Source organism: Thalassobacillus cyri, from assembly GCF_900107755.1.
Classification (GTDB): Bacteria; Bacillota; Bacilli; order Bacillales; family Halobacillaceae; genus Thalassobacillus; species Thalassobacillus cyri.
Genome location: NZ_FNQR01000019.1, coordinates 36,251 through 55,405, shown reverse-complemented (window position 1 = coordinate 55,405; position 19,155 = coordinate 36,251). Strand labels below are relative to the sequence as shown.

General features: G+C 41.5%; 21 protein-coding genes, 1 pseudogene and 1 riboswitch. Of the genes and pseudogenes, 11 read left to right on the top strand and 11 right to left on the bottom strand.

All coding sequences use genetic code 11. The annotated features are described in order from the left end of the window. Window positions 1-12 precede the first annotated feature (12 nt). Genes BLV00_RS17995 through BLV00_RS17980 form a run of 4 tightly spaced genes read left to right on the top strand, consistent with a single transcriptional unit; the run spans window position 13 to window position 3,489 of the window. A complete protein-coding gene (locus BLV00_RS17995; protein WP_093046345.1) occupies window positions 13-225 on the top strand; it encodes an acetyl-CoA carboxylase biotin carboxyl carrier protein subunit in 213 nt (70 codons plus the stop codon). Between the two features lie 15 nt (window positions 226-240). After that, window positions 241-1,146: a hydroxymethylglutaryl-CoA lyase gene (locus tag BLV00_RS17990; RefSeq protein WP_093046344.1), complete on the top strand. Its 906-nt coding sequence runs from the start codon at window positions 241-243 to the stop codon at window positions 1,144-1,146. A 12-nt stretch (window positions 1,147-1,158) separates the two neighbouring features. Then, the gene (locus BLV00_RS17985; protein WP_093046343.1) at window positions 1,159-1,941 is read left to right on the top strand and encodes an enoyl-CoA hydratase; all 783 of its coding nucleotides are present in this window, start codon (window positions 1,159-1,161) and stop codon (window positions 1,939-1,941) included. Window positions 1,942-1,959: 18 nt separating this feature from the next. Further along, entirely contained in the window at window positions 1,960-3,489 is a 1,530-nt protein-coding gene (locus BLV00_RS17980; protein ID WP_093046342.1) for an acyl-CoA carboxylase subunit beta, read from the top strand. A 63-nt stretch (window positions 3,490-3,552) separates the two neighbouring features. Here BLV00_RS17980 and BLV00_RS17975 read toward each other — a convergent pair whose 3' ends face one another. From BLV00_RS17975 to BLV00_RS17965, 3 genes are read right to left on the bottom strand one after another with little or no spacing between them, the layout of a single operon-like run. Then, window positions 3,553-3,858 (bottom strand): hypothetical protein, encoded by a 306-nt coding sequence (locus BLV00_RS17975; RefSeq protein ID WP_093046341.1) that lies wholly within the window; start codon window positions 3,856-3,858, stop codon window positions 3,553-3,555. Then, entirely contained in the window at window positions 3,855-4,307 is a 453-nt protein-coding gene (locus BLV00_RS17970) for a DUF948 domain-containing protein (protein ID WP_093046340.1), read from the bottom strand. The genes BLV00_RS17975 and BLV00_RS17970 overlap by 4 nt, the downstream gene beginning before the upstream one ends. A 17-nt stretch (window positions 4,308-4,324) precedes the next feature. Next, window positions 4,325-4,762: a DUF948 domain-containing protein gene (locus BLV00_RS17965; RefSeq protein WP_093046339.1), complete on the bottom strand. Its 438-nt coding sequence runs from the start codon at window positions 4,760-4,762 to the stop codon at window positions 4,325-4,327. 163 nt (window positions 4,763-4,925) lie between these two features. On the opposite strand from BLV00_RS17965, the gene BLV00_RS17960 reads away from it, so the two are divergent. Continuing rightward, window positions 4,926-5,768 (top strand): YihY/virulence factor BrkB family protein, encoded by an 843-nt coding sequence (locus BLV00_RS17960; protein WP_093046338.1) that lies wholly within the window; start codon window positions 4,926-4,928, stop codon window positions 5,766-5,768. A gap of 54 nt (window positions 5,769-5,822) precedes the next feature. Here the strand turns inward: BLV00_RS17960 and queE are convergent, their stop codons facing one another. The 3 genes from queE to queC are packed head-to-tail and all read right to left on the bottom strand — an operon-like array spanning window position 5,823 to window position 7,688. Then, window positions 5,823-6,551, bottom strand: a complete 729-nt coding sequence (gene queE / locus BLV00_RS17955) for a 7-carboxy-7-deazaguanine synthase QueE (protein WP_093046337.1) — start codon at window positions 6,549-6,551, stop codon at window positions 5,823-5,825. Beyond that, window positions 6,544-7,023, bottom strand: coding sequence for a 6-carboxytetrahydropterin synthase QueD (gene queD / locus BLV00_RS17950; RefSeq protein ID WP_093046336.1), 480 nt, complete (start codon window positions 7,021-7,023; stop codon window positions 6,544-6,546). Before queD ends, queE begins: the two co-directional genes overlap by 8 nt. Next, a complete protein-coding gene (gene queC / locus BLV00_RS17945) occupies window positions 7,020-7,688 on the bottom strand; it encodes a 7-cyano-7-deazaguanine synthase QueC (protein WP_093046335.1) in 669 nt (222 codons plus the stop codon). The genes queD and queC overlap by 4 nt, the downstream gene beginning before the upstream one ends. A gap of 96 nt (window positions 7,689-7,784) precedes the next feature. Further along, a riboswitch (PreQ1 riboswitch) is annotated at window positions 7,785-7,829 on the bottom strand. A 32-nt stretch (window positions 7,830-7,861) separates the two neighbouring features. On the opposite strand from queC, the gene BLV00_RS17940 reads away from it, so the two are divergent. Next, a complete protein-coding gene (locus BLV00_RS17940; RefSeq protein ID WP_143030744.1) occupies window positions 7,862-8,569 on the top strand; it encodes a hypothetical protein in 708 nt (235 codons plus the stop codon). A gap of 110 nt (window positions 8,570-8,679) precedes the next feature. On the opposite strand, the gene BLV00_RS17935 is transcribed toward BLV00_RS17940, so the two are convergent. Beyond that, window positions 8,680-10,638 carry an AMP-binding protein gene (locus BLV00_RS17935; RefSeq protein WP_425441705.1) on the bottom strand — a complete coding sequence of 653 codons (1,959 nt, stop codon included), beginning with the start codon at window positions 10,636-10,638 and terminating at the stop codon, window positions 8,680-8,682. 281 nt (window positions 10,639-10,919) lie between these two features. Here BLV00_RS17935 and BLV00_RS17930 point away from each other — a divergent pair, with 281 nt between their 5' ends. The 5 genes and pseudogenes from BLV00_RS17930 to BLV00_RS17915 form a co-directional block, all read left to right on the top strand. Then, window positions 10,920-12,068 carry an NAD-dependent epimerase/dehydratase family protein gene (locus tag BLV00_RS17930; RefSeq protein WP_093046333.1) on the top strand — a complete coding sequence of 383 codons (1,149 nt, stop codon included), beginning with the start codon at window positions 10,920-10,922 and terminating at the stop codon, window positions 12,066-12,068. A gap of 12 nt (window positions 12,069-12,080) precedes the next feature. Further along, window positions 12,081-13,244, top strand: a complete 1,164-nt coding sequence (locus BLV00_RS17925) for a glycosyltransferase (RefSeq protein ID WP_093046332.1) — start codon at window positions 12,081-12,083, stop codon at window positions 13,242-13,244. A 1,174-nt stretch (window positions 13,245-14,418) separates the two neighbouring features. Next, the gene (locus BLV00_RS22420; protein WP_245729012.1) at window positions 14,419-14,640 is read left to right on the top strand and encodes a tyrosine-type recombinase/integrase; all 222 of its coding nucleotides are present in this window, start codon (window positions 14,419-14,421) and stop codon (window positions 14,638-14,640) included. A 186-nt stretch (window positions 14,641-14,826) separates the two neighbouring features. Beyond that, window positions 14,827-15,054, top strand: coding sequence for a tyrosine-type recombinase/integrase (locus tag BLV00_RS22415; RefSeq protein WP_245729011.1), 228 nt, complete (start codon window positions 14,827-14,829; stop codon window positions 15,052-15,054). A gap of 34 nt (window positions 15,055-15,088) precedes the next feature. Continuing rightward, window positions 15,089-15,244, top strand: a pseudogene (locus BLV00_RS17915) (Ger(x)C family spore germination C-terminal domain-containing protein); the annotation flags it as partial. A 442-nt stretch (window positions 15,245-15,686) separates the two neighbouring features. On the opposite strand, the gene BLV00_RS17910 reads toward BLV00_RS17915, so the two are convergent. Genes BLV00_RS17910 through BLV00_RS17895 form a run of 4 tightly spaced genes read right to left on the bottom strand, consistent with a single transcriptional unit; the run spans window position 15,687 to window position 19,146 of the window. Next, window positions 15,687-16,256, bottom strand: a complete 570-nt coding sequence (locus BLV00_RS17910; protein ID WP_093046331.1) for a nitroreductase family protein — start codon at window positions 16,254-16,256, stop codon at window positions 15,687-15,689. Between the two features lie 16 nt (window positions 16,257-16,272). Next, window positions 16,273-17,049 (bottom strand): uroporphyrinogen-III C-methyltransferase, encoded by a 777-nt coding sequence (gene cobA / locus BLV00_RS17905; RefSeq protein ID WP_093046330.1) that lies wholly within the window; start codon window positions 17,047-17,049, stop codon window positions 16,273-16,275. Then, window positions 17,046-17,690 carry an NAD(P)-binding protein gene (locus BLV00_RS17900; RefSeq protein ID WP_245729010.1) on the bottom strand — a complete coding sequence of 215 codons (645 nt, stop codon included), beginning with the start codon at window positions 17,688-17,690 and terminating at the stop codon, window positions 17,046-17,048. Before BLV00_RS17900 ends, cobA begins: the two co-directional genes overlap by 4 nt. Continuing rightward, window positions 17,680-19,146: a cobyrinic acid a,c-diamide synthase CobB gene (locus BLV00_RS17895; protein ID WP_093046329.1), complete on the bottom strand. Its 1,467-nt coding sequence runs from the start codon at window positions 19,144-19,146 to the stop codon at window positions 17,680-17,682. Before BLV00_RS17895 ends, BLV00_RS17900 begins: the two co-directional genes overlap by 11 nt. Window positions 19,147-19,155 lie beyond the last annotated feature (9 nt).

The following is a 19,155-nucleotide window of genomic DNA, read 5'->3' as shown; positions in this document are numbered from 1 at the left end:
GAGGAACCAGACATGACAGAAGTTAAAGCATCAATGGCAGGAAGTGTATGGAAAGTAGTAGCAGCGCAAGGAGACAGTATCACAAGCGGACAGGATCTTGTTATTTTGGAATCTATGAAAATGGAGATCCCGATTCCAGCTGAAGCGGACGGGACTGTTAAAGAGTTGAAAGTGAATGAAGGTGACTTCGTCAATGAAGGCGACGTCATTGCAATCATCGAATAATTAGGAGCGGTTTTTATGTTGCAACTACCGGAACAAGTAACCATCAAGGAGGTCGGTCCACGGGACGGCCTTCAAAATGAAGCGAAACGGATCGAAACGGAAGATAAAGTAGCCTGGATCGATCACTTATCTGAGTCCGGGTTGTCCTATATCGAAATTTCATCATTTGTCCATCCGAAATGGATCCCACAGCTTGCCGATGCCAAAGAAGTGGCAGAAGCAATCAAGCGTCATCCGGAAATTACGTATGCCGCATTAGTTCCTAATATGAAGGGATTGGAGCGGGCGATAGATACAGAGATAGATGAAGTTTCGATCTTCATGTCGAGCAGCGAGACGCATAACAAAAAGAATATTAATAAATCCATCGAAGACACTTATCCTGTGTTGAAAGAGGTCGTGGAGGGAGCCAAACAAGCTGATAAAAGCGTCAGAGGCTATGTGTCTACGGTGTTTGGATGCCCGTATGACGGCCATGTACCTGTCGAACAGGTTCTCCATGTCTGTGACCGTTTGTTTGAAATGGGCATCGATGAACTATCACTCGGTGATACCATTGGTGTAGCTGATCCAAACCAGGTGGACCGGGTACTTGAAGAGGTTAATAAGCGCTTTTCTTTCGACAGGATCGCTATGCATTTTCATAACACGAGGGGGATGGCATTAGCGAACGTGCTTGTATCCCTTCAGCATGGTGTAACTATTTTTGATGGAGCGTTAGGAGGACTTGGCGGATGCCCATATGCCAAGGGGGCTTCTGGTAATCTGGCAACGGATGATCTTGTGCATATGTTGAACCAGATGGGGATCGACACCGGGATCCGTCAGGACAAACTGCTCGTAGCTGCGTCCTACATTCAAAGTAAACTGGATAAAACATTACCCAGTCATCAAATGCAAGTGACAAACCGTTCTTCCTGAGGAGGAAACATTATGTTGGAATTAGTGAAACTTGAAGAACCGGCAGAACATGTCAAGAAATTGACCTTGAATCGTCCTAAAGCTGCCAATGCCCTATCCAAACAGCTGCTTGCTGAAATTAATGAAGCCTTGGGTGAAGTTGAAAAAAATAAAAATACCCGCTGCCTGATCATTACAGGAAGCGGTGGTAAAGCGTTTTGTGCAGGGGCAGATTTAAAAGAACGGGCAGGTATGACAGAACAAGAGGTCGTTGAGACGGTAACCTTGATCGGTGACACCATTCATCGGGTGGAGCAAATAGAGGTACCTACGATAGCAGTTTTAAATGGTGTTGCTTTCGGTGGAGGATTGGAACTTGCGCTTGCCTGCGATCTACGGTTAAGTTCCAATGCGGCTAAGATGGGATTGACTGAAACATCGCTTGGAATCATTCCAGGTGCAGGCGGAACCCAAAGGCTTTCACGCCTGATCGGCCTTGGAAAAGCAAAAGAAATGATCTTTACAGCAAAGCCGATTACATGTGAGACAGCCAGGTCGATCGGATTGATCGAATATGCTTATGATCAGACAATTGTCCAGGAAGAAGCCTTAGCCTTAGCTGAAAGGATTGCAAATAATGCTCCTATCGCTCTACGGCAGGCCAAAAAAGCTATCCACCAAGGGTATCAGACAGACATAGAAACAGGACTGCAAATCGAGAAAAAGTGCTACCAGACAACTATTCCTACAAAGGACCGCTTAGAAGGTCTCCAGGCATTCAAAGAAAAAAGGAAGCCCATTTATCGTGGTGAATAGAACAGGAGGGAAAGCTTCATGTCATTAGATCAAACATTACAAGAGCGAGTAGAGAAAATCTCCCAGGGTGGAGCTGAAAAATATCACGCTAAAAATAAAGAAAAAGGAAAGATGTTTGTACGGGAGCGTCTAGCCCTGCTTTTTGATGATGGAATGGACATAGAGGACGCTTTTTTCGCCAACTGTATGGACGAATCCCTGCCATCTGATGGGGTGGTCACCGGAATCGGTGAAATAAACGGACAAAAAGTTTGCGTGATGGCCAATGATTCGACCGTCAAAGCAGGTTCCTGGGGAGCGAGGACGGTAGAAAAAATCATTCGCATCCAGGAAACAGCATTAAAGCTTCAGATTCCCATGCTGTACCTGGTCGACTCTGCAGGAGCAAGGATAACCGATCAAGTAGAAATGTTCCCGGGCAGAAGGGGAGCAGGAAGGATATTTAACAATCAAATTAAATTATCAGGCAGGGTTCCACAGGTCTGTTTATTATTCGGACCTTCCGCTGCCGGCGGTGCCTACATACCTGCGTTTTGTGATATTGTTGTCATGGTGGATGGGAATGCTTCGATGTATTTAGGTTCACCGAGGATGGCAGAAAAAGTGATCGGCGAGAAGGTCACACTCGAAGAAATGGGTGGGGCGAAAATGCATTGCTCCGTTTCCGGATGCGGGGATGTACTCGCCAAATCCGAAGAAGAAGCAATCGCTTATGCGAGAGATTATATGAGTTACTTTCCCGCCAATTATACCGCTGCTCCAAAAGTGGCAGAAGCAAGAGAACCTGCAGAGAGTGACAAGTCTATTCATGATTTGATTCCGGAAAACCAAAATGCACCATTTGATATGTATCAATTCATCGATCGCTTGATTGATGAGGATTCTTTCTGTGAAATCAAAAAATTATTCGCTCCAGAACTCGTGACTGGCCTGGGCCGGATCGATGGCCGCACCGTCGGCATCATCGCCAACCAGCCAAGAGCGAAAGGCGGGGTTTTATTTCCGGATTCCGCTGATAAAGCGGCTAAATTCATCCAGCTATGCGACGCTTTCAACATACCGTTGCTTTTCCTTGCTGATATCCCAGGCTTTATGATCGGTACAAGGGTTGAGCGGGCAGGTATCATCAGACATGGTGCGAAAATGCTGTCAGCCATGAGTGAAGCGACCGTGCCAAAAATTTCTGTGATTGTACGAAAGGCGTACGGTGCTGGATTATATGCCATGGCCGGTCCGGCATTTGAACCGGATTGCTGCCTGGCTTTGCCAAGCGCACAAATAGCTGTTATGGGGCCGGAAGCGGCGGTCAACGCTGTCTATGCAAATAAGATAGCGGAATTACCAGAAGAAGAGCGCCCGGCGTTCATCAAAGAAAAACACGAAGAGTATAAAGAAAACATCGACATCTACCGGTTAGCTTCGGAAATGGTGATTGATGCCATCGTTCAGCCAGATGAACTGAGAAAAGAACTCATTAAGCGTTATGATACGTATGCATCCAAAGAGGTAACATTCACCGAGCGGAAACATGGCGTGTATCCTGTATAATTGACACATAAAAAATCATGAAAAAACCCCGGACTTCTATGACAGGAAGTTCGGGGTTTTCGTTTAGCCGCTTTGTGTTTCTTTATGAAGTGTCGCTTCTTTTATCGCTCGTTGACGCGCTTCACTTTGCAGCCTGTTTTTTTGTCGTTTCATTCTTTCGTCTCGTTTTAGCCCAGCAAGGTAAAGTTCATCTCTTTTTAACTTATATTTTTGCTTTGCACTAGAGAGTGCCCGGGAAGACTCTCGCTTTGAATGGGAACCTCCCACTTTTTTCTTACCGGCAAGCAGTGTTCCGACTAAGAAACTGCCGAGAAAAACTGAACCGATCGCCCCGGCGCCACCTGAGGATTTGGTTTCTTCTTTGCTCATGCTGAAATTTCATCCTTATTATTGATTTCTTTTAAAGCTTTGCGTTTTTCTTTAAAATAATATCCTAATGCAATAGCTCCATATAGGCCGCCAAGGTCTTGTCGTCTTGTCGTATCTTTTCCTTCGTTTGTATCCTTTTTCATTGCCATTGTTACATCGACAAGGGAGGAGGTCAGTTTACGTGACGATTCACCGATATCACCGACAATGTAGAAGAGCGGACTTAACGCTTCAATCTTTTTATTGACATCTGCCAGGGTATCATTACTATTGTTCAGTAATTGCCCGGTTTCCTTCATTACATCATCCAATTGATCCGGTAATCTTTCTACTGTTTTATCCACTCCATTAAGGACACTTGATAAATTGTTCAAGGTGCGTGCTAAAAAGATAGCACCAATTAAAACTCCAATCCCCATGATTAATACTCCGATACCTACTAAATCCACTGTTCATCCCTCTTTTCTTAATGATTGTACTGGTGCTTCTTCATTGGTTTGTCCGGTTGTTTCCATTTTGCGTACATGTTCGTAATAGCTTCTCCCCATCTTACCGCCTTGATAATCGAGTCATTATGCTTGTTGGTATGATAGGTGAAGTTATCCGAGGCCTTGTTTAAACCATGATTGAGATTATCGACGGAATCTCCAACATTTTGAAGTGATTCAAATAATGCGTTCGTAGAATCGATCTTATGGTTCAGATCTTCAGCTAAGTAATTAGACTTGTTGATTAAATGCTCTGATTCTTTGGTAATGCCATTCATTTTGGTGACCAGGCTATCAACCGTTCCATCCATACTTTTCATCGTTTTATTGACACTGATCAAGGTTTTGACGATGAAAGCTACAATCAAGGCAAAAGACAGGGCCATGATAAAAATACCAATATAAACTAAATCCATCGGTTCTCTTCACCTCCTAAGTTACCACTTCCCTAATCCCCAACCGGCGAAACTGATTTCGACGTGAAATGACAACTTTGTCACTTTCTTTTTATATGATGATTAACCAGCCGGTAAAAGGGGGTAGAGAAATAGAAGACATTCACGATCAAGGAGGAAAACGATGAAAAAAATGATGTCCTATATGAAACAACTGATTAAAGAGTTTCAGAATGATGATGTACCTGTTCTGGCAGCGGCTCAGGCTTATCATTACTTACTGGCTATTGTTCCAATGCTGATCCTGCTATTTTCTATTATTCCCTTCTTAGGCATCGAGCCTAATCAGGCAGTCAGTTTCATGAAAAATGTGCTGCCCCAGGAAACAGCTTCTGCTCTGGAAGAGAATATCATCAGTGTCGTGTCCAAACCGAATGGGGGATTGTTGACAGTTGGTATTATAGGTACGATATGGTCAGCCTCCAACGGAATAAATGCATTCATCAAGGCTTCCAACATAGCTTATAATGTTGAAGAAACCCGTTCATTCATCATCGTCCGTTTGATTTCAATCGGACTGACACTCGGCATGATCCTTGCTATCGTGGTAGCATTAGTGCTTCCGGTTTTCGGGCAAGTCATCCTGGATTTTATAAAAAGAATTTTATTTATACCGGATCAGCTCATGATACTTTTGGAAGTAGCCCGCTGGGTAGTCAGTATACTAGTGATGAGCGTGATTCTGATGGTGTTATACCGCTTCGCTCCTAATCGAGAGTTACCGTTTAAGGAAATCATGCCTGGAGCTATCATAACATCTGTTTTATGGTTGTTGATCTCCCTTGCATTTTCTTTCTATGTAAGTAATTTCGGCAGCTATTCAGCAACATACGGAAGCTTGGGTGGGTTGATCATACTCATGATTTGGTTCTTCCTGACCGGCTTAATCCTGGTAGTAGGGGCGGAAATTAATGTCGTCTATCACCGTAAAAAGCACGGGCTAACTCGAAAGTCAGAGGCAATATAAGCATATTAAAACAGCCATAGCAGTCGCCTCTGCTATGGCTGTTTTAAATTTACATCAAACACCTCTTTTGTTTCCCCATAACAAGGCATGGAGCTGAGGGAGGACGCGGACACGGTTCAAAGCAGATGAGGCCATCACCTGGTCGACCAGCCACTCATATTTTTGTAATAGTTTTAGAGCGATTTGACTATCATCGGTTTCTTCCAAATCATCATTGCCGACCTGGAGGTAAAAGGAAACTTCCTGATAGCGTGTATGAACCGAAGCGGCATATTCCAGGTCCTGTTCATTGAAAATCACCACTTTAAGACTGGTGTTATTCAGCCGGTCATTTTCTTTGAGCCGATTGATGATCCCATCAAGTTGATCCCAGTCTGTTTTCATTTCAGAGCTTGGAGGCTTCGGGGAAATGGTGAGATCATCTATTGACAGGAACCACTCCTGCCAGCGGCTGCCTTGGGTTTCCAATGCCACCTCGATACGCTTTGCTTTCAGCTTACCAATCAATTCATCCAGGTAAGGGAAAAGCGCGGGATTGCCTCCGGAAATAGTAACATGATCAAAGTTTTCTCCACCGACCTTTTGCAGTTCACTTAAAATCTCATCGGCATCCATCCGTGTTATTTCTTCTTTCGCACTCCCGTCCCAGGTGAACGCCGAATCACACCAGGAACAGCTATAATCACAACCGGCTGTTCGGATGAACATCGTCTTTCTGCCGACTACCATGCCTTCTCCCTGGATGGTGGGACCGAAAATTTCTAACACAGGGAGTTTAGGCATTTTCCATCCACTCCCGTTTTACTTCTGCGTAACTTGTCGGCGTTTCATATAATTTCACAAATTCCACTCGTGTACCAGCAGTTTTCGTCTGGAGCGCCGCTTCCATCTGCTCATATATCCAGACCACCATATTTTCAGCAGTGGTATTCATAGCAGGCAGCGTATCATTAAGGTAGCGGTGATCAAGATGAATTTCTATTTGTTCTTTCCATATTTTCTTAATGTCACCAAAATCGATCACGATTCCAATGTCATCCACATAGCCGCTGATCCCGAAGATCACCTTATAGGTGTGACCATGGAGGTTTTTGCATTTACCTTCATAACAATGGAGATGATGAGCGGCATCAAAAGTGAATTCCTTGCTGACCATCACTCTTTTGTTATGGTATTTCAATTGATGCCGTTTAATGTCCTCATCGATTTTTTGCAGGTTCTCCACGATGGTGAACCCGTACTTAGATAGGCTCATCTGATATCCGCTCCTTCGCACTGCTGTAGATACTTCCTTAGTCCCTGGTTACGAAGCTTACAAGCCGGGCATTCACCGCAGCCGCTGCCGATTACGCCATGGTAGCAAGTCAGTGTATGGTCACGTACGAATTCAAAGGCTTTCAGTTCATCAGCGAGCTGCCAGGTTTCAGCCTTATCGAGCCACATCAATGGCGTATGAATGACGAAGGATTCATCCATCGATAGATTCAACGTGACATTCAAGGATTTAATAAACACATCACGGCAATCAGGATAGCCGCTGAAATCTGTTTCACATACCCCGGTGATGATATGTTTCGATCCAGTTTGTTGTGCCACAATACCTGCAAAGGATAAGAATAATAGATTTCTCCCTGGTACAAAGGTGGAAGGGAGGCTGCCATCTTTTCCTTCCTCGACATCCATCTCTTTATGCGTTAATGCATTAGGGGAAAGCTGGCTCAACAAGGACATATCAAGGACCCGATGATTGACATTCAATCTATCTGTGATCGCTTTAGCAACTTCCACTTCTTCTTCGTGACGCTGGTTATAGTGAAACGTGACTGCTTCCACTTCGTCAAAACGCTCCAGCGCCCAGAATAAGCATGTAGTGCTATCCTGGCCACCGCTGAATACGACGACCGCTTTATTATTTTCCATAAAAAAATTCTCCTTTCCATTGAAAGAGAATTCTACTCACCCGGTTTTTTGAATAATATAAACTAAAAAAACCGCACCTAAGGGATAGGTACAGTTCCATCCTTAGTTTTTTATAGAGGGTGTAGCTAGAACCTCTCCTGCGGTATAGTTGCCTCCGCAGACTTTTATATAGTTTGTCCGGTCATAGTATAACAGATGAACCGCTGCATGTCATGGTCATTTTCTATAATAGTATTGGAATCAGGGCTGATTTCTTATATACTATAGGGGGTCAGCCGCCAGGGGAATACAAGAGAGAAAGAGGCAGAATAGAGAGTATGAACAATCGGCTGCAAAAGAAAAAGATTAAAAAAATTGTCCATCATACACTGGAGAAGATTGATATTTCACTTGATGTACATATACAAACGACTCAAGTGAACATGATTTATGATTTTATTCAAAACCTGTTGATTATTGATATTGACCGGGTAAGGAAAGCACGTAATGAAATGAACACCCCTGTGCCACTGGAAGATTATATAAAAGCATTGGTCCTGCATGAAGTGGGGCATTATTTGGATCAGGAAGCCCTATGGGCGTCAGTTCCACGTACATTAGAAATAAGAAAGATAAAAAGAGAGACCCCTTATTTTGAACGTACAAAAGACCTCGATTTATTCCAGATGGATATAGAAGAACATGAAATGGAATATACCTTTGAAGAAACCGCATGGAATAATGCTGCTGTTTTAAATGAACAATTTAACATGGTGGGGTGGGATAGCTTTGAACAGGTGAGATTTGAAAGCCTGCTGAGCTATACTGCTGTATATAACCGTGATTTATTGATTTACCAGGCATTACTAAAGCAAAAAACAGGCAAGCAATTGGCTGTATAATGGGAAAGGTCCTGAACCAGTAAAGTGGTCAGGACCTTTTTTGTGAGGATAACATCACAAGGCATAATGATCTCGTTGACTCTCAATCTCCACATTCTTTTCTGCATTGGTTAAGATAACGAAGCGGATTTGCCTAAAGCCCGAATTTCATCCACAGCATGCGGGTTCTCTAAGGCGCTCAAATCTCCAGAATCTTTATTTAAATAAGCGGATTTAATGGCTCTCCTCATCACTTTGGCATTCCGGGTCTTCGGCAAGTCGGGCACGACATGGACGATCTTAGGGGCCAATGCTTTTCCTAATTTTTCATTAAGGTGCCGGCATATATCTTTGATTAGTTCTTCGGATTTTTCATAATCAGGACGTAAAACAACGAAACCGATGGCTTCCTGTCCTTTGACTTCATGGGGGACACCGATAACTCCAGCTTCTACAACAGCTTCATGTTCGACGAGTGCCGACTCCACTTCCGAAGGGCCAAGCCTTTTTCCTGCTACGTTCAGCACATCATCAGACCTGCCTGTGATGGTATAAAAACCATCCTCATCATGGATGACCCAGTCACCATGGAGCCATGTATCCTTGAAGCGGCTCCAGTACGCTTTTTCATAACGGTCATTCTCTTTATAAAAGCCTTTAGTCATACCGACCCATGGTTGACGAAGAACCAGTTCACCTACATCGTTTTTGACTGAGTTACCATGTTCGTCATATACCCCGACATCCATCCCTGGCAGAGCAGCATTGAAGGAGACCGGGTTGATTGGTTTCACTAAAACATTGCCGAATATCCCACCGGAAATTTCTGTGCCGCCTGAATAGTTGAAAATAGGGATTTTGGAGTTCCCTGCGTGTTCGAATAACCAGCGCCAAGGTTCAGGATTCCATGGCTCCCCGGTGGAACCGATCATTTTCAATGAAGAGAGGTTATGTTTTTCAATCCAGCTCTCCCCATGCTTCATCAACGAGCGGACCAGTGTAGGGGAAATACCAAGATGCGTCACGGTATACCGGTCGACAAGTTCCCATAAACGATCCGGTTCCGGATAATCCGGTGTACCTTCGAACATAACGATCGAAGCACCGTTCACTAATCCTCCATAGACAAGAAACGGTCCCATCATCCATCCCATATCTGTATACCAGAATAAAGTATCCTTGTGAGTGACATCCATACATATTCCCGCATCGAATGCAGCCTTTATTGGAAAGCCGCCATGGGTGTGAAGGGCTCCTTTCGGTTTACCGGTAGTCCCTGAAGTATAGATGATCATATAGGGATCGTGAGCGTAAGTTTCCTTTGTTTTGTAATCGTTTTCATTTTCGAGCAAAACATTCCAGTCGACATGGCGGTTGTCGTCCCATTCAATATTGCGTCCAGCACGGTCAACTACCACAATATGTTCCAAAGTTGCGCATTGTTCAGCTGCACGATCTGCTTCTTCCTTCATCGGAACTACTTTACCTCGGCGATAAAAACCATCAGCTGTAATTATAGCTTTCGATTCAGACGCATTTACCCTGGTAGCGATCGCTTCAGCTTTATAACCTGAGAAAGCAGGGGAGAAGACGGCACCAATCTTTGAAACGGCAAGCATCGCTATCAAAGTCTCTGGCAGCATCGGCATATAGATGGTAACTACGTCTTTTTCTTTAATGCCCAGTTTCTCTAACCCATGGGCACAGGCATTTACTTTTCTATATAAGCTATCAAATGTAAAAGTTTCCGTATCTCCGTTATCTCCTTCCCAATAAAGGGCCACTTTATTTTTGGTTGCTGGATTCATTGCCCACTTATCAAGGGAATTATGAACAACATTTATTTTTCCTCCAACAAACCAGTGGGGATATTTGATTCCTTTTGATAAGTCGAGGGTTTCTGAGTATGGCTCATACCACTCCACGTCAAGCTCGTTGACTGCTTCCTCCCAAAACCAGGAGATATCCTCAATCGATTGCTGATAAAATTCATCATAGGATTCAAAACCATGTTTTTGCATCCATTGATAGAGTCTTGTGGCTTGCTTTTGTTCTTCTGTAGGTGTCCAGGCAGGCTGTTGTGAAATCAAAATTATTTCCTCCTTTAAACCAAGAATATTCTGAATGTTCTACTTTCAATTATACCTGATATTGAACCGATATTGAAATGGAAGGGTGGTAATTCCTGTTAGAAGGGGGGGTTTAAGTAGAACAGGTTTGAATAATAATTTAGATAGGGTATAGGGTTAATCGGTAAAGGAGTTAAAAATTCCTTAACAAATTTTAAATATAATATCATTACCATTTTATCTGGAAAGAATGTTATTCTAATATGGAGTAATGATAAGGATGAGGTATTAGGAGGGAAATTATGCGAATAGTAGTAGCAGGAGGAGACGGTTTCTGTGGTTGGCCGACCGCATTACACCTATCCAACCAAGGACATGAAGTAACCATTGTTGACAACTTATCAAGAAGAAAATGGGATGAGGAACTCCATTCCAATTCCGTAACACCAATCGCATCTCTGGAAGAGCGAGTTGGTAAATGGAAAGAGCTTACAGGTAAAGAAATTAAAACATACATCGGTGACTTAAACCATTATGATTTTCTAAGAGAAGTATTCCGCCAGACAGAACCGGAAGCATTTGTTCACTTTGCGGAACAGCGTTCAGCTCCTTATTCGATGATCGATCGTGAACATGCAGTTTTCACGCAACAGAACAATGTATTAGGAAACTTGAATGTTTTATATGCCATTAAAGAATTCGCTCCGGAGTGCCACTTGATCAAGCTGGGTACAATGGGTGAATATGGGACACCGAATATTGATATTGAAGAAGGATATATTGAAATCGAACATAAAGGTCGCAAGGATGTCATGCCATATCCAAAGCAGCCAGGTTCTTTCTATCATTTGTCTAAAGTACATGACAGTCATAATATCATGTTTGCCTGCAAGATCTGGGGTATCCGCGCGACAGATTTGAACCAGGGGATCGTTTATGGTCTACATACGAATGAAACCAAAATGGATCCAATGCTGGTCAATCGTGTCGATTACGACGGGGTATTCGGAACAGCGTTGAACCGGTTCCTGATTCAAGCAGCTACCGGCCATGACTTGACTGTATATGGTTCAGGAAATCAAACGAGAGCATTCTTGAACATAGAGGATACCGTCCGTTGTGTCGAAATTGCCGCTGAAAATCCGGCTGATAAGGGAGAATTCCGTGTGTTCAACCAATTCACTGAGTACTTCTCTGTCCAGGAGCTTGCTGAAAAGGTACAGAAAGTAGCAAAAGAAGAGGGATTGAATACAGAAGTTTCCCATCTGGACAACCCTCGTATCGAAGCGGAAGAGCATTACTATCATGCCGTAAACACCAAGCTCCGAGACCTTGGCCTTGAGCCGCATTTATTGACGGACGATGTCCTGCATGATATTTTACAGACAGTAATTGAACATAAAGACCGAGTAATCAAAGAGAACATACTACCGTCCATAAAATGGAAGTAAGGAGCCGCCGTTTTGAAAATCGCAATCATAACTGAAACCTTCCTGCCCTCCACAGATGGAGTGGTGACTAGACTTAAAGAAGCTATCAAACATCTACAAAAAGAAAATAACGAAGTCATAGTTATCGCCCCTGACCTTGGCGTGAAGGAATATGAAGGTGCGATTGTGGAAGGTGTCAAAACGACCAAGATGCCTTTCTACAGGTCCAGGGAGTTTTCAATGCCTCAAAAAAAGGTGAAGGACCTGCTGATGAAGCATCAGCCAGACCTCGTCCACGTGGTAAACCCTGCGCTGGTCGGTGTATCTGGCGTATACTATGCCAGTAAATTAGGTTATCCATTAATTGCTTCTTATCACACCCATGTACCGAAATATCTTGATTACTATCGTCTTTATCCGTTTAAACCATTGGTCTGGTGGTATTTCAAGAAGCTGCATAGCTACGCAGACTTGAATTTGTGTACATCAAAAGCAATCCAGAAAGAATTAATCGAAAAAAAGATTCCAAACGTCCATGTATGGGATCGTGGTGTGGCAATTGAAAAGTACCATCCAAGCTATCAGAACCGGGAAATGCGTGAGCGTCTTTCAGGTGGAAAGCCTGATAACAAACTTTTAGTGTTTGTCGGCAGATTGGCCCCTGAGAAGGAAATCCATAAGCTGAAGCCATTGTTAGAAAGGAGAAGTGACATTTCCTTAGCTATCGTAGGTGATGGTCCTGTCCGTGATCAGCTGGAAAAAACTTTCGAAGGAACGAACACTACGTTCACCGGATTCCTTCATGCAGAAGAGTTGTCACAGGCATTCGCATCAGGTGATGCATTCATCTTTCCATCCGTGACAGAGACTTTAGGGTTAGTCATTTTAGAGGCAATGGCATCAGGGCTGCCGGTCATTGCTGCAAAAAGCGGGCCGACAATGGAACAAGTGGAAGATGGACGTACGGGACTGCTATTTGAAAATGAGAATACAGATAGTCTGATCCGTGCCATAGAAAAAATAGAAGACCCTGACTTGCACGAACAGCTGAGCATTAATGCGAGGAAAGAAGCAGAAAAATTCAGCTGGAAGAAGCCATCAGAACAGATCCTTGATTTTTACTATCAAACACTGAAAGTCTTTCAAAAAAACCAAGTGAATGCCCCGAAAGAGGGAAAAGTGAAAGTAACTGAATAATTCAGGTTAATCCTGCTGACCGGATGAAAAACTCCGGTCAGCTTTCTTTTGTGAAAGCTTTGTCGAAATTTGGAATTACATAGTAGGAGAAGCAACAAAGCAGATCATATTGCAGGATTCCCAGGGAGGCAACAACCTATAAGGACAGCATGAAGTAACCGGACTCCCAACACCACCACGCAGTTTATATAAGGAAAAGCGGAGAAATTGGTTTTGAAAAAAGCCTGGCAAAACTAACCATCAAACTTTCTTCAAACAACTCGCTCTTCATACTTAGTAGCAACTCCGAAAACAAAAAATAAAAAAACTATCCTTAACGCAAGTGAAAACCCTTGACAGTAGGGATATATATGAGGAATTCATTTGCTTAATTATTATGTAGGTTTAGAAAAGGGAGGGAAATACGAATAAAATTTTCAAACATAGCTGACGCAAAGAAGCACCAGAAAACCATCATACAATAATGATCGTATAGGAGCAATGTGATATTAAGATATAACCAGTCCAGGGTAAATTAATCAGTTAATAGCAAGCACTAATAAGCGCTATCAGAATCTGATGATTAAGAAGATCTAACTATCATAGAGCATATAAAAAATAAGTTAGAATGAAGAAAGATGTCAAAAGAAATAATGTTAGCTTATTTTTTTGATATTAATTAGCAACAGCAAGTTGAATTAAAAACTAAATGTACAATGATATTAAAGCAGAAATGATTTGGAGTTTTTCACTTAATTTTAAATCTCATCTCACTGTCTTAAGTATACTTAGTTATTGAGACAAAATCGCTGTTCCTTATATAACTTCCGATAATAAGTATTATGTTAACTAGAATAAAACTTAACTATAACATAAGTTTTTTACCTGACTTCCTATAATATTCATTATCAGGAACTTCCCCCTCTCCAGTTCCTGATAATAATTGATACCGACCGGATAATCTCCGAACCCGTTTCAATAACAGCTGGTTGACTTGGAGCTCGTTAACCTATGCAATACCAGCAAGCGATGGATGATTTTCTGCTTTATTTAGAAGTCGAACAAAATTACTCTCCTCAATTGTCCGGCGTTTTATCCAGGATCATATGCTGCATCAACAAAGCAAACCCAGGACCATGCAATGACGTATTCCAGTTTAAAATGATTTAGTAACTACTGTGTGAAGGAAAAACTGATGGATAACAACTTTATGGTTGGCATCAAGACTCCTAAAACCGATGCCAAGCTCCCTGGCTACATGAAAATGGAAGAAGTCAGACAACTCTTTGCTTTTTTAGAACGGGATAGCCATCCTTTGGCCCTGCGGAACCAGACGATGCTCAAACTGCTTGCAACCACGGGAATGAGACGAAAGGAATTGGTCGATTTAACCTGGGAACAACTTAATTTTTATTAGGAAACGATACGGATCTATGGGAAAGGAAAAAAGAACCCCCCTCCCCCTTCATTCCATGATGATGCCTTTGTTCAAAGCATACAAAGCATCGTTGGATACATGCCAAGTGCATCCTGAGGAACCTGTCTTCTTGAGTAGACTCGGAAAAAGCTAGATCTGAGAGGCCTTCATTTCATTTTTAAACGGGTGTTAAAAGAGACTGGTCTCCCACCTCACCGTTTTTCCCTTCATCATTTACGGCATACGTTTGCCACGCTGCTTTTGCAGCAATCCAAAAACGGAAAGGGTGATAAAGTAGATCTCCGAACACTCAAGGAGTTCTTGGGGCATGAGTCGCTTGCCACTACCCAGGTGTATACGCATATTAACTTTGAATCGAAAAAGCGAGCGATCTGTTCATTTAAATTGGAATAATGAGAATCAAGAAAGCTAAACACAACAGAATTTCCAGGTAGATGTCCTTGGCTTTGGGGAGAGCCTAAGAATCCATTATCCTAAGTCTTGGGAAAAAGTAAAAGAGGATTGGGATGAAATTTTTAGTGAAATATCAATTGACTACGATATAAAGATAACTATTAAAGATTATGGTACAACCCGAGAGTAGTTCGTTTTCATGCTGTTTTGTAGGAATACTTGAATTTAACAAGGATATCCCATGCAAGAACATCACCAGCTTCTTTTTATTAGAGGAGAGTTTTTAGGGTCGGAGCAATTTTGTATAATTTCAACACGACGATTTTGAATTAAATTAAACGTCCTTGACAAATAAATATCTTAGGAGAACACCCCCAAAAAACATACTTTTATATACAATCTTTAGTGGTAATAATAATTAATGAGAACCAGTTGCTACTGGTCTTCTCTTTGTATTGCGAGCAGGGGCTCTATAGTGTAAAATAACCCACACCGATGTTATCCGAGCAGTGTGGGTTATTTCTTTATGGTTTAAAGTTAACAATAGCTCGTTATATTTAAAAATAGGTGTATGAGTTGTCTTTTACACAACTTTATTATTAAAAAAGAAAATTATTACTTTATCCTCCTCATTACATCCAAATTGTTTTTTCTTCAAATGGCGTACGAACCGGTTCCTTCATTTTGCTTACTACTTCAGGATCTGGATAACCAATGAATACAGTTCCTATTATTTTTTTGTTTTCTGGTGATCCTATAAACTCATATAATCTTCGATCACGAGCAAGCCCCACACCTCTTGTCCTCCAAACAAAACCCAAATCAAGGTCCTTAGAAGCTAACCACATCGAATGAATAGCACAGCTTACAGCATACTCATTATCTATAGAAGATGCTTCATCGCCAGGAACTATATCTGAGGTAACGATAATAAGGACAGGGGTACTTTTTACAACTTTTAATGAGCTCTCAATTAAATGGGGTTTTGTTGGAAAACGTTCTTTTAAGTAATCAATTGCTAAATTTTCATATTTTTGCTTTGCATCATTTTTGACGACATAAAAACCCCATGGCTCCCTCATTCGATCATTTGGTGCCCATACCGCTGCTTCTAGCAATTTCATGATTTTCTCATCTTCTACATCGCGAGTTTCATAGTTTCGGATTGCTCTACGACTCTTTAACTTTTCTATGATTGTCATTTTCCTCTCTCCTCTACTATGTATAATTTGGGAGGACTTGTGCGTTTTCTTCAAACCATTTTATTTTCTCTCTCAATTGAACGACTTCTCCTACTAGAACAATAGCAGGGTGGTTAATTTCCTCTTCTTTTACTTTTTCTTCAATATTTAAAAGCGTGCCCATTACCACTCGTTGATGTGTGGTTGTTCCCCATTCTATAACTGCAACAGGCATATTGGATCCCTTCCCATGCTGAATGAGTTGATTACAAATATTATTTAAATTTCCTATTCCCATATAAAAAGCAATGGTGTCACTGCCTTTTGACAACGCCTCCCATTTTAAATGGTCCATGCCCTTTTCTTTTTTACCGTGTCCTGTAACAATCGTGAACGAAGACGCATAATCACGATGGGTTACAGGTATACCAGCATATGCAGGCGCAGCGATGCCAGATGTGACACCAGGTATAATTTCATATGGTATCGCTTTTTCAGCTAGTATTTCCGCTTCTTCACCCACTCTTCCAAAAACACAAGGGTCTCCACCTTTTAATCTCGTTACCAATTTACCTTCCAGTGCTTTTTCAATTAAAAGCTGATGAATTTTCTCTTGAATAAGAGCATGCTTCCCAGGCAATTTACCACAATAAATAAGTTCAGCACCCTCTTTGGCATAATCTAATAACTCTTTGTTTAAAAGACGATCATATGCTATCACGTCTGACTTTTGTAAACATTCCATTCCATATACCGTAATAAGCTTTGGATCTCCAGGTCCTGCTCCTACAAGAAATACCTTCCCTATATTCATGGTAATTTATTCACACCTTTCCATAATGCTAGAAAACGCTCTTCTCTTAATTCATATTTACTTTTTCTAGTCATCTCTAAAAATTCTTCATTTAATAAAGCTTTAAAAATCTTTCTTTTTTGCACTGTATCATCTATTTCCTCTTGAATTTTCAAGCGGCATTCAAAAAGAAAATCAAGATATTCTTCATAACAATCATCATATTTATCCGATAATTCATTTTTAATTTTCCTTGAAAGGGCTGGGCTTGCTCCTGAGGTAGAAATTGAAATTGTTAATTTACCACGATATAAGGTTGAAGGAACAATAAAATTACTATGATAAGGGTCATCTATAATATTAATTAATTGATTTTTATGAGTAGATTGGAAAACCTGGAAATTAACTTCATTATCATTTGTAGCAGCAACAACAATAAACGCATGTTTTACATCTGCCGTTTCAAACGTTTTTTTAACCCATTCTATCTCTTTATTTATAATCCAATCTTTTAGAAAACCTGTCACCTTAGGACTTACTACTGTAACATGTGCACCAGCTTCCTTTAGCTTTATAATTTTTCGCTCTGCAACAGTGCCACCACCAATAACGATAGCCTTTTTCCCAATGACATTTAATACGATAGGATAGTTAGATTTCATTAAGACCATTTCCTTTAGCGATTGGTTCTGTTGCAGTAAAAATGCCATTAACTTTGTAGCTTTCAAGATTAGACACATAAGAACTATCCCTACTGTTCTCCTTACATTTTTGAATCCAATTTTTAACCATCATTGGGGAGGAAGCAAAATGAAAGTGAGTATATCCTGCTATTAAATTAGTATTCATATAGCCTTCTCGCTTCATATCTCGCATTCCTTTCGTTTCATATGCAGAGGGAACCTCTCTATTGGAATGAAAATTTGAGTAGTGGTATTCATGCCCCTTTGCTTTCAAGTGATCTGGTAATAGAAAATTCCCTTTAATTCCTGTTATTTCTCTATATCCAAGAGCGGCTCGCTTTGTTTGCATCTTAACTTTCCCCGGCACTATACCAAGCATTTCATATTCTTTTTGATCGGTTGTTTGAATTGTTTCCGCTAAATACATAAATCCGCCACATTCGGCAAGTGTTGGCAGTCCAGCTTTGATTGCTTCTTTTATCGATTGCTTTACTTTTTCTTCTCTTGCCAGCTCGTTAACGAACTCTTCCGGAAAGCCTCCCCCAAGATACAAACCATCAATAGGTTCTGGCAGTTTTTCACCTGCTAAAGGAGAAAAATAAACCAGCTCTGCCCCATTTGCTTCTAACAACTCCAGATTTTCCTTGTAATAAAAATTAAAGGCAGCATCTTTAGCAACTGCTATACGGCATACTTTCTCTTCTTTTTTAGCAAAAATTGTTGGGGAACCGTTGATATGGAGGGGTTCTGTTACAGAAAGCTCAAGTAGTTTTTCGAGGTCAATTGTCTCCGAAACCAAATCACCAAGACGTTCGAAAAAACCTTCGAGTTCTCCTCGCTCAACCGCAGGAACTAACCCCAGATGTCGCTCAGGAATTTCAATATTGTTTCCGCGTAGTAAATAACCAATAACCGGGATATGACATTCCTCTTCAATTGCTGTTTTTACTAGTTTAAAATGCCCTTCACTACCCACACGATTAGCAATCACACCGACAACATTAACCGCTTTAGATAGACATTGAAACCCTTTTACAATCGCTGCAGCGCTCCTAGCCATACTTTCACAGTTAATAACAAGAATAACGGGACTTTTCGTTAACATACTAACTTCAGCAGTACTGCCTTTGTTCGATCTAGGATTTTTCCCATCATAAAATCCCATGACACCTTCAATAAGAGAGATATCAGATCCGGTACTTCCCCTATTAAATATGTCTTTAACTATATCCTCATTTAACATCCAGCTATCTAAATTCCGTGAAGGTCTACCTGTAACAGCAGTATGATAAGTTGGATCAATATAATCCGGTCCACACTTGAATCCTTGAACAACTAAACCCTCTTTCTTTAATGCGGCCATTAATCCAATGGTTAAAGTCGTCTTTCCAACTCCACTTCCTGTTCCGGCAATAACCACTCTTCTTTCTGTCATACTATCACC

Coding starts and splice junctions, on each gene's coding strand:
- BLV00_RS17995 (WP_093046345.1), top strand. CDS start 13: ATGACAGAAGTTAAAGCATCAATGGCAGGAAGTGTATGGAAAGTAGTA.
- BLV00_RS17990 (WP_093046344.1), top strand. CDS start 241: ATGTTGCAACTACCGGAACAAGTAACCATCAAGGAGGTCGGTCCACGG.
- BLV00_RS17985 (WP_093046343.1), top strand. CDS start 1,159: ATGTTGGAATTAGTGAAACTTGAAGAACCGGCAGAACATGTCAAGAAA.
- BLV00_RS17980 (WP_093046342.1), top strand. CDS start 1,960: ATGTCATTAGATCAAACATTACAAGAGCGAGTAGAGAAAATCTCCCAG.
- BLV00_RS17975 (WP_093046341.1), bottom strand. CDS start 3,858: ATGAGCAAAGAAGAAACCAAATCCTCAGGTGGCGCCGGGGCGATCGGT.
- BLV00_RS17965 (WP_093046339.1), bottom strand. CDS start 4,762: ATGGATTTAGTTTATATTGGTATTTTTATCATGGCCCTGTCTTTTGCC.
- BLV00_RS17960 (WP_093046338.1), top strand. CDS start 4,926: ATGAAAAAAATGATGTCCTATATGAAACAACTGATTAAAGAGTTTCAG.
- queE (WP_093046337.1), bottom strand. CDS start 6,551: ATGCCTAAACTCCCTGTGTTAGAAATTTTCGGTCCCACCATCCAGGGA.
- queD (WP_093046336.1), bottom strand. CDS start 7,023: ATGAGCCTATCTAAGTACGGGTTCACCATCGTGGAGAACCTGCAAAAA.
- queC (WP_093046335.1), bottom strand. CDS start 7,688: ATGGAAAATAATAAAGCGGTCGTCGTATTCAGCGGTGGCCAGGATAGC.
- BLV00_RS17930 (WP_093046333.1), top strand. CDS start 10,920: ATGCGAATAGTAGTAGCAGGAGGAGACGGTTTCTGTGGTTGGCCGACC.
- BLV00_RS22420 (WP_245729012.1), top strand. CDS start 14,419: ATGGATAACAACTTTATGGTTGGCATCAAGACTCCTAAAACCGATGCC.
- BLV00_RS17910 (WP_093046331.1), bottom strand. CDS start 16,256: ATGACAATCATAGAAAAGTTAAAGAGTCGTAGAGCAATCCGAAACTAT.
- cobA (WP_093046330.1), bottom strand. CDS start 17,049: ATGAATATAGGGAAGGTATTTCTTGTAGGAGCAGGACCTGGAGATCCA.
- BLV00_RS17900 (WP_245729010.1), bottom strand. CDS start 17,690: ATGAAATCTAACTATCCTATCGTATTAAATGTCATTGGGAAAAAGGCT.
- BLV00_RS17895 (WP_093046329.1), bottom strand. CDS start 19,146: ATGACAGAAAGAAGAGTGGTTATTGCCGGAACAGGAAGTGGAGTTGGA.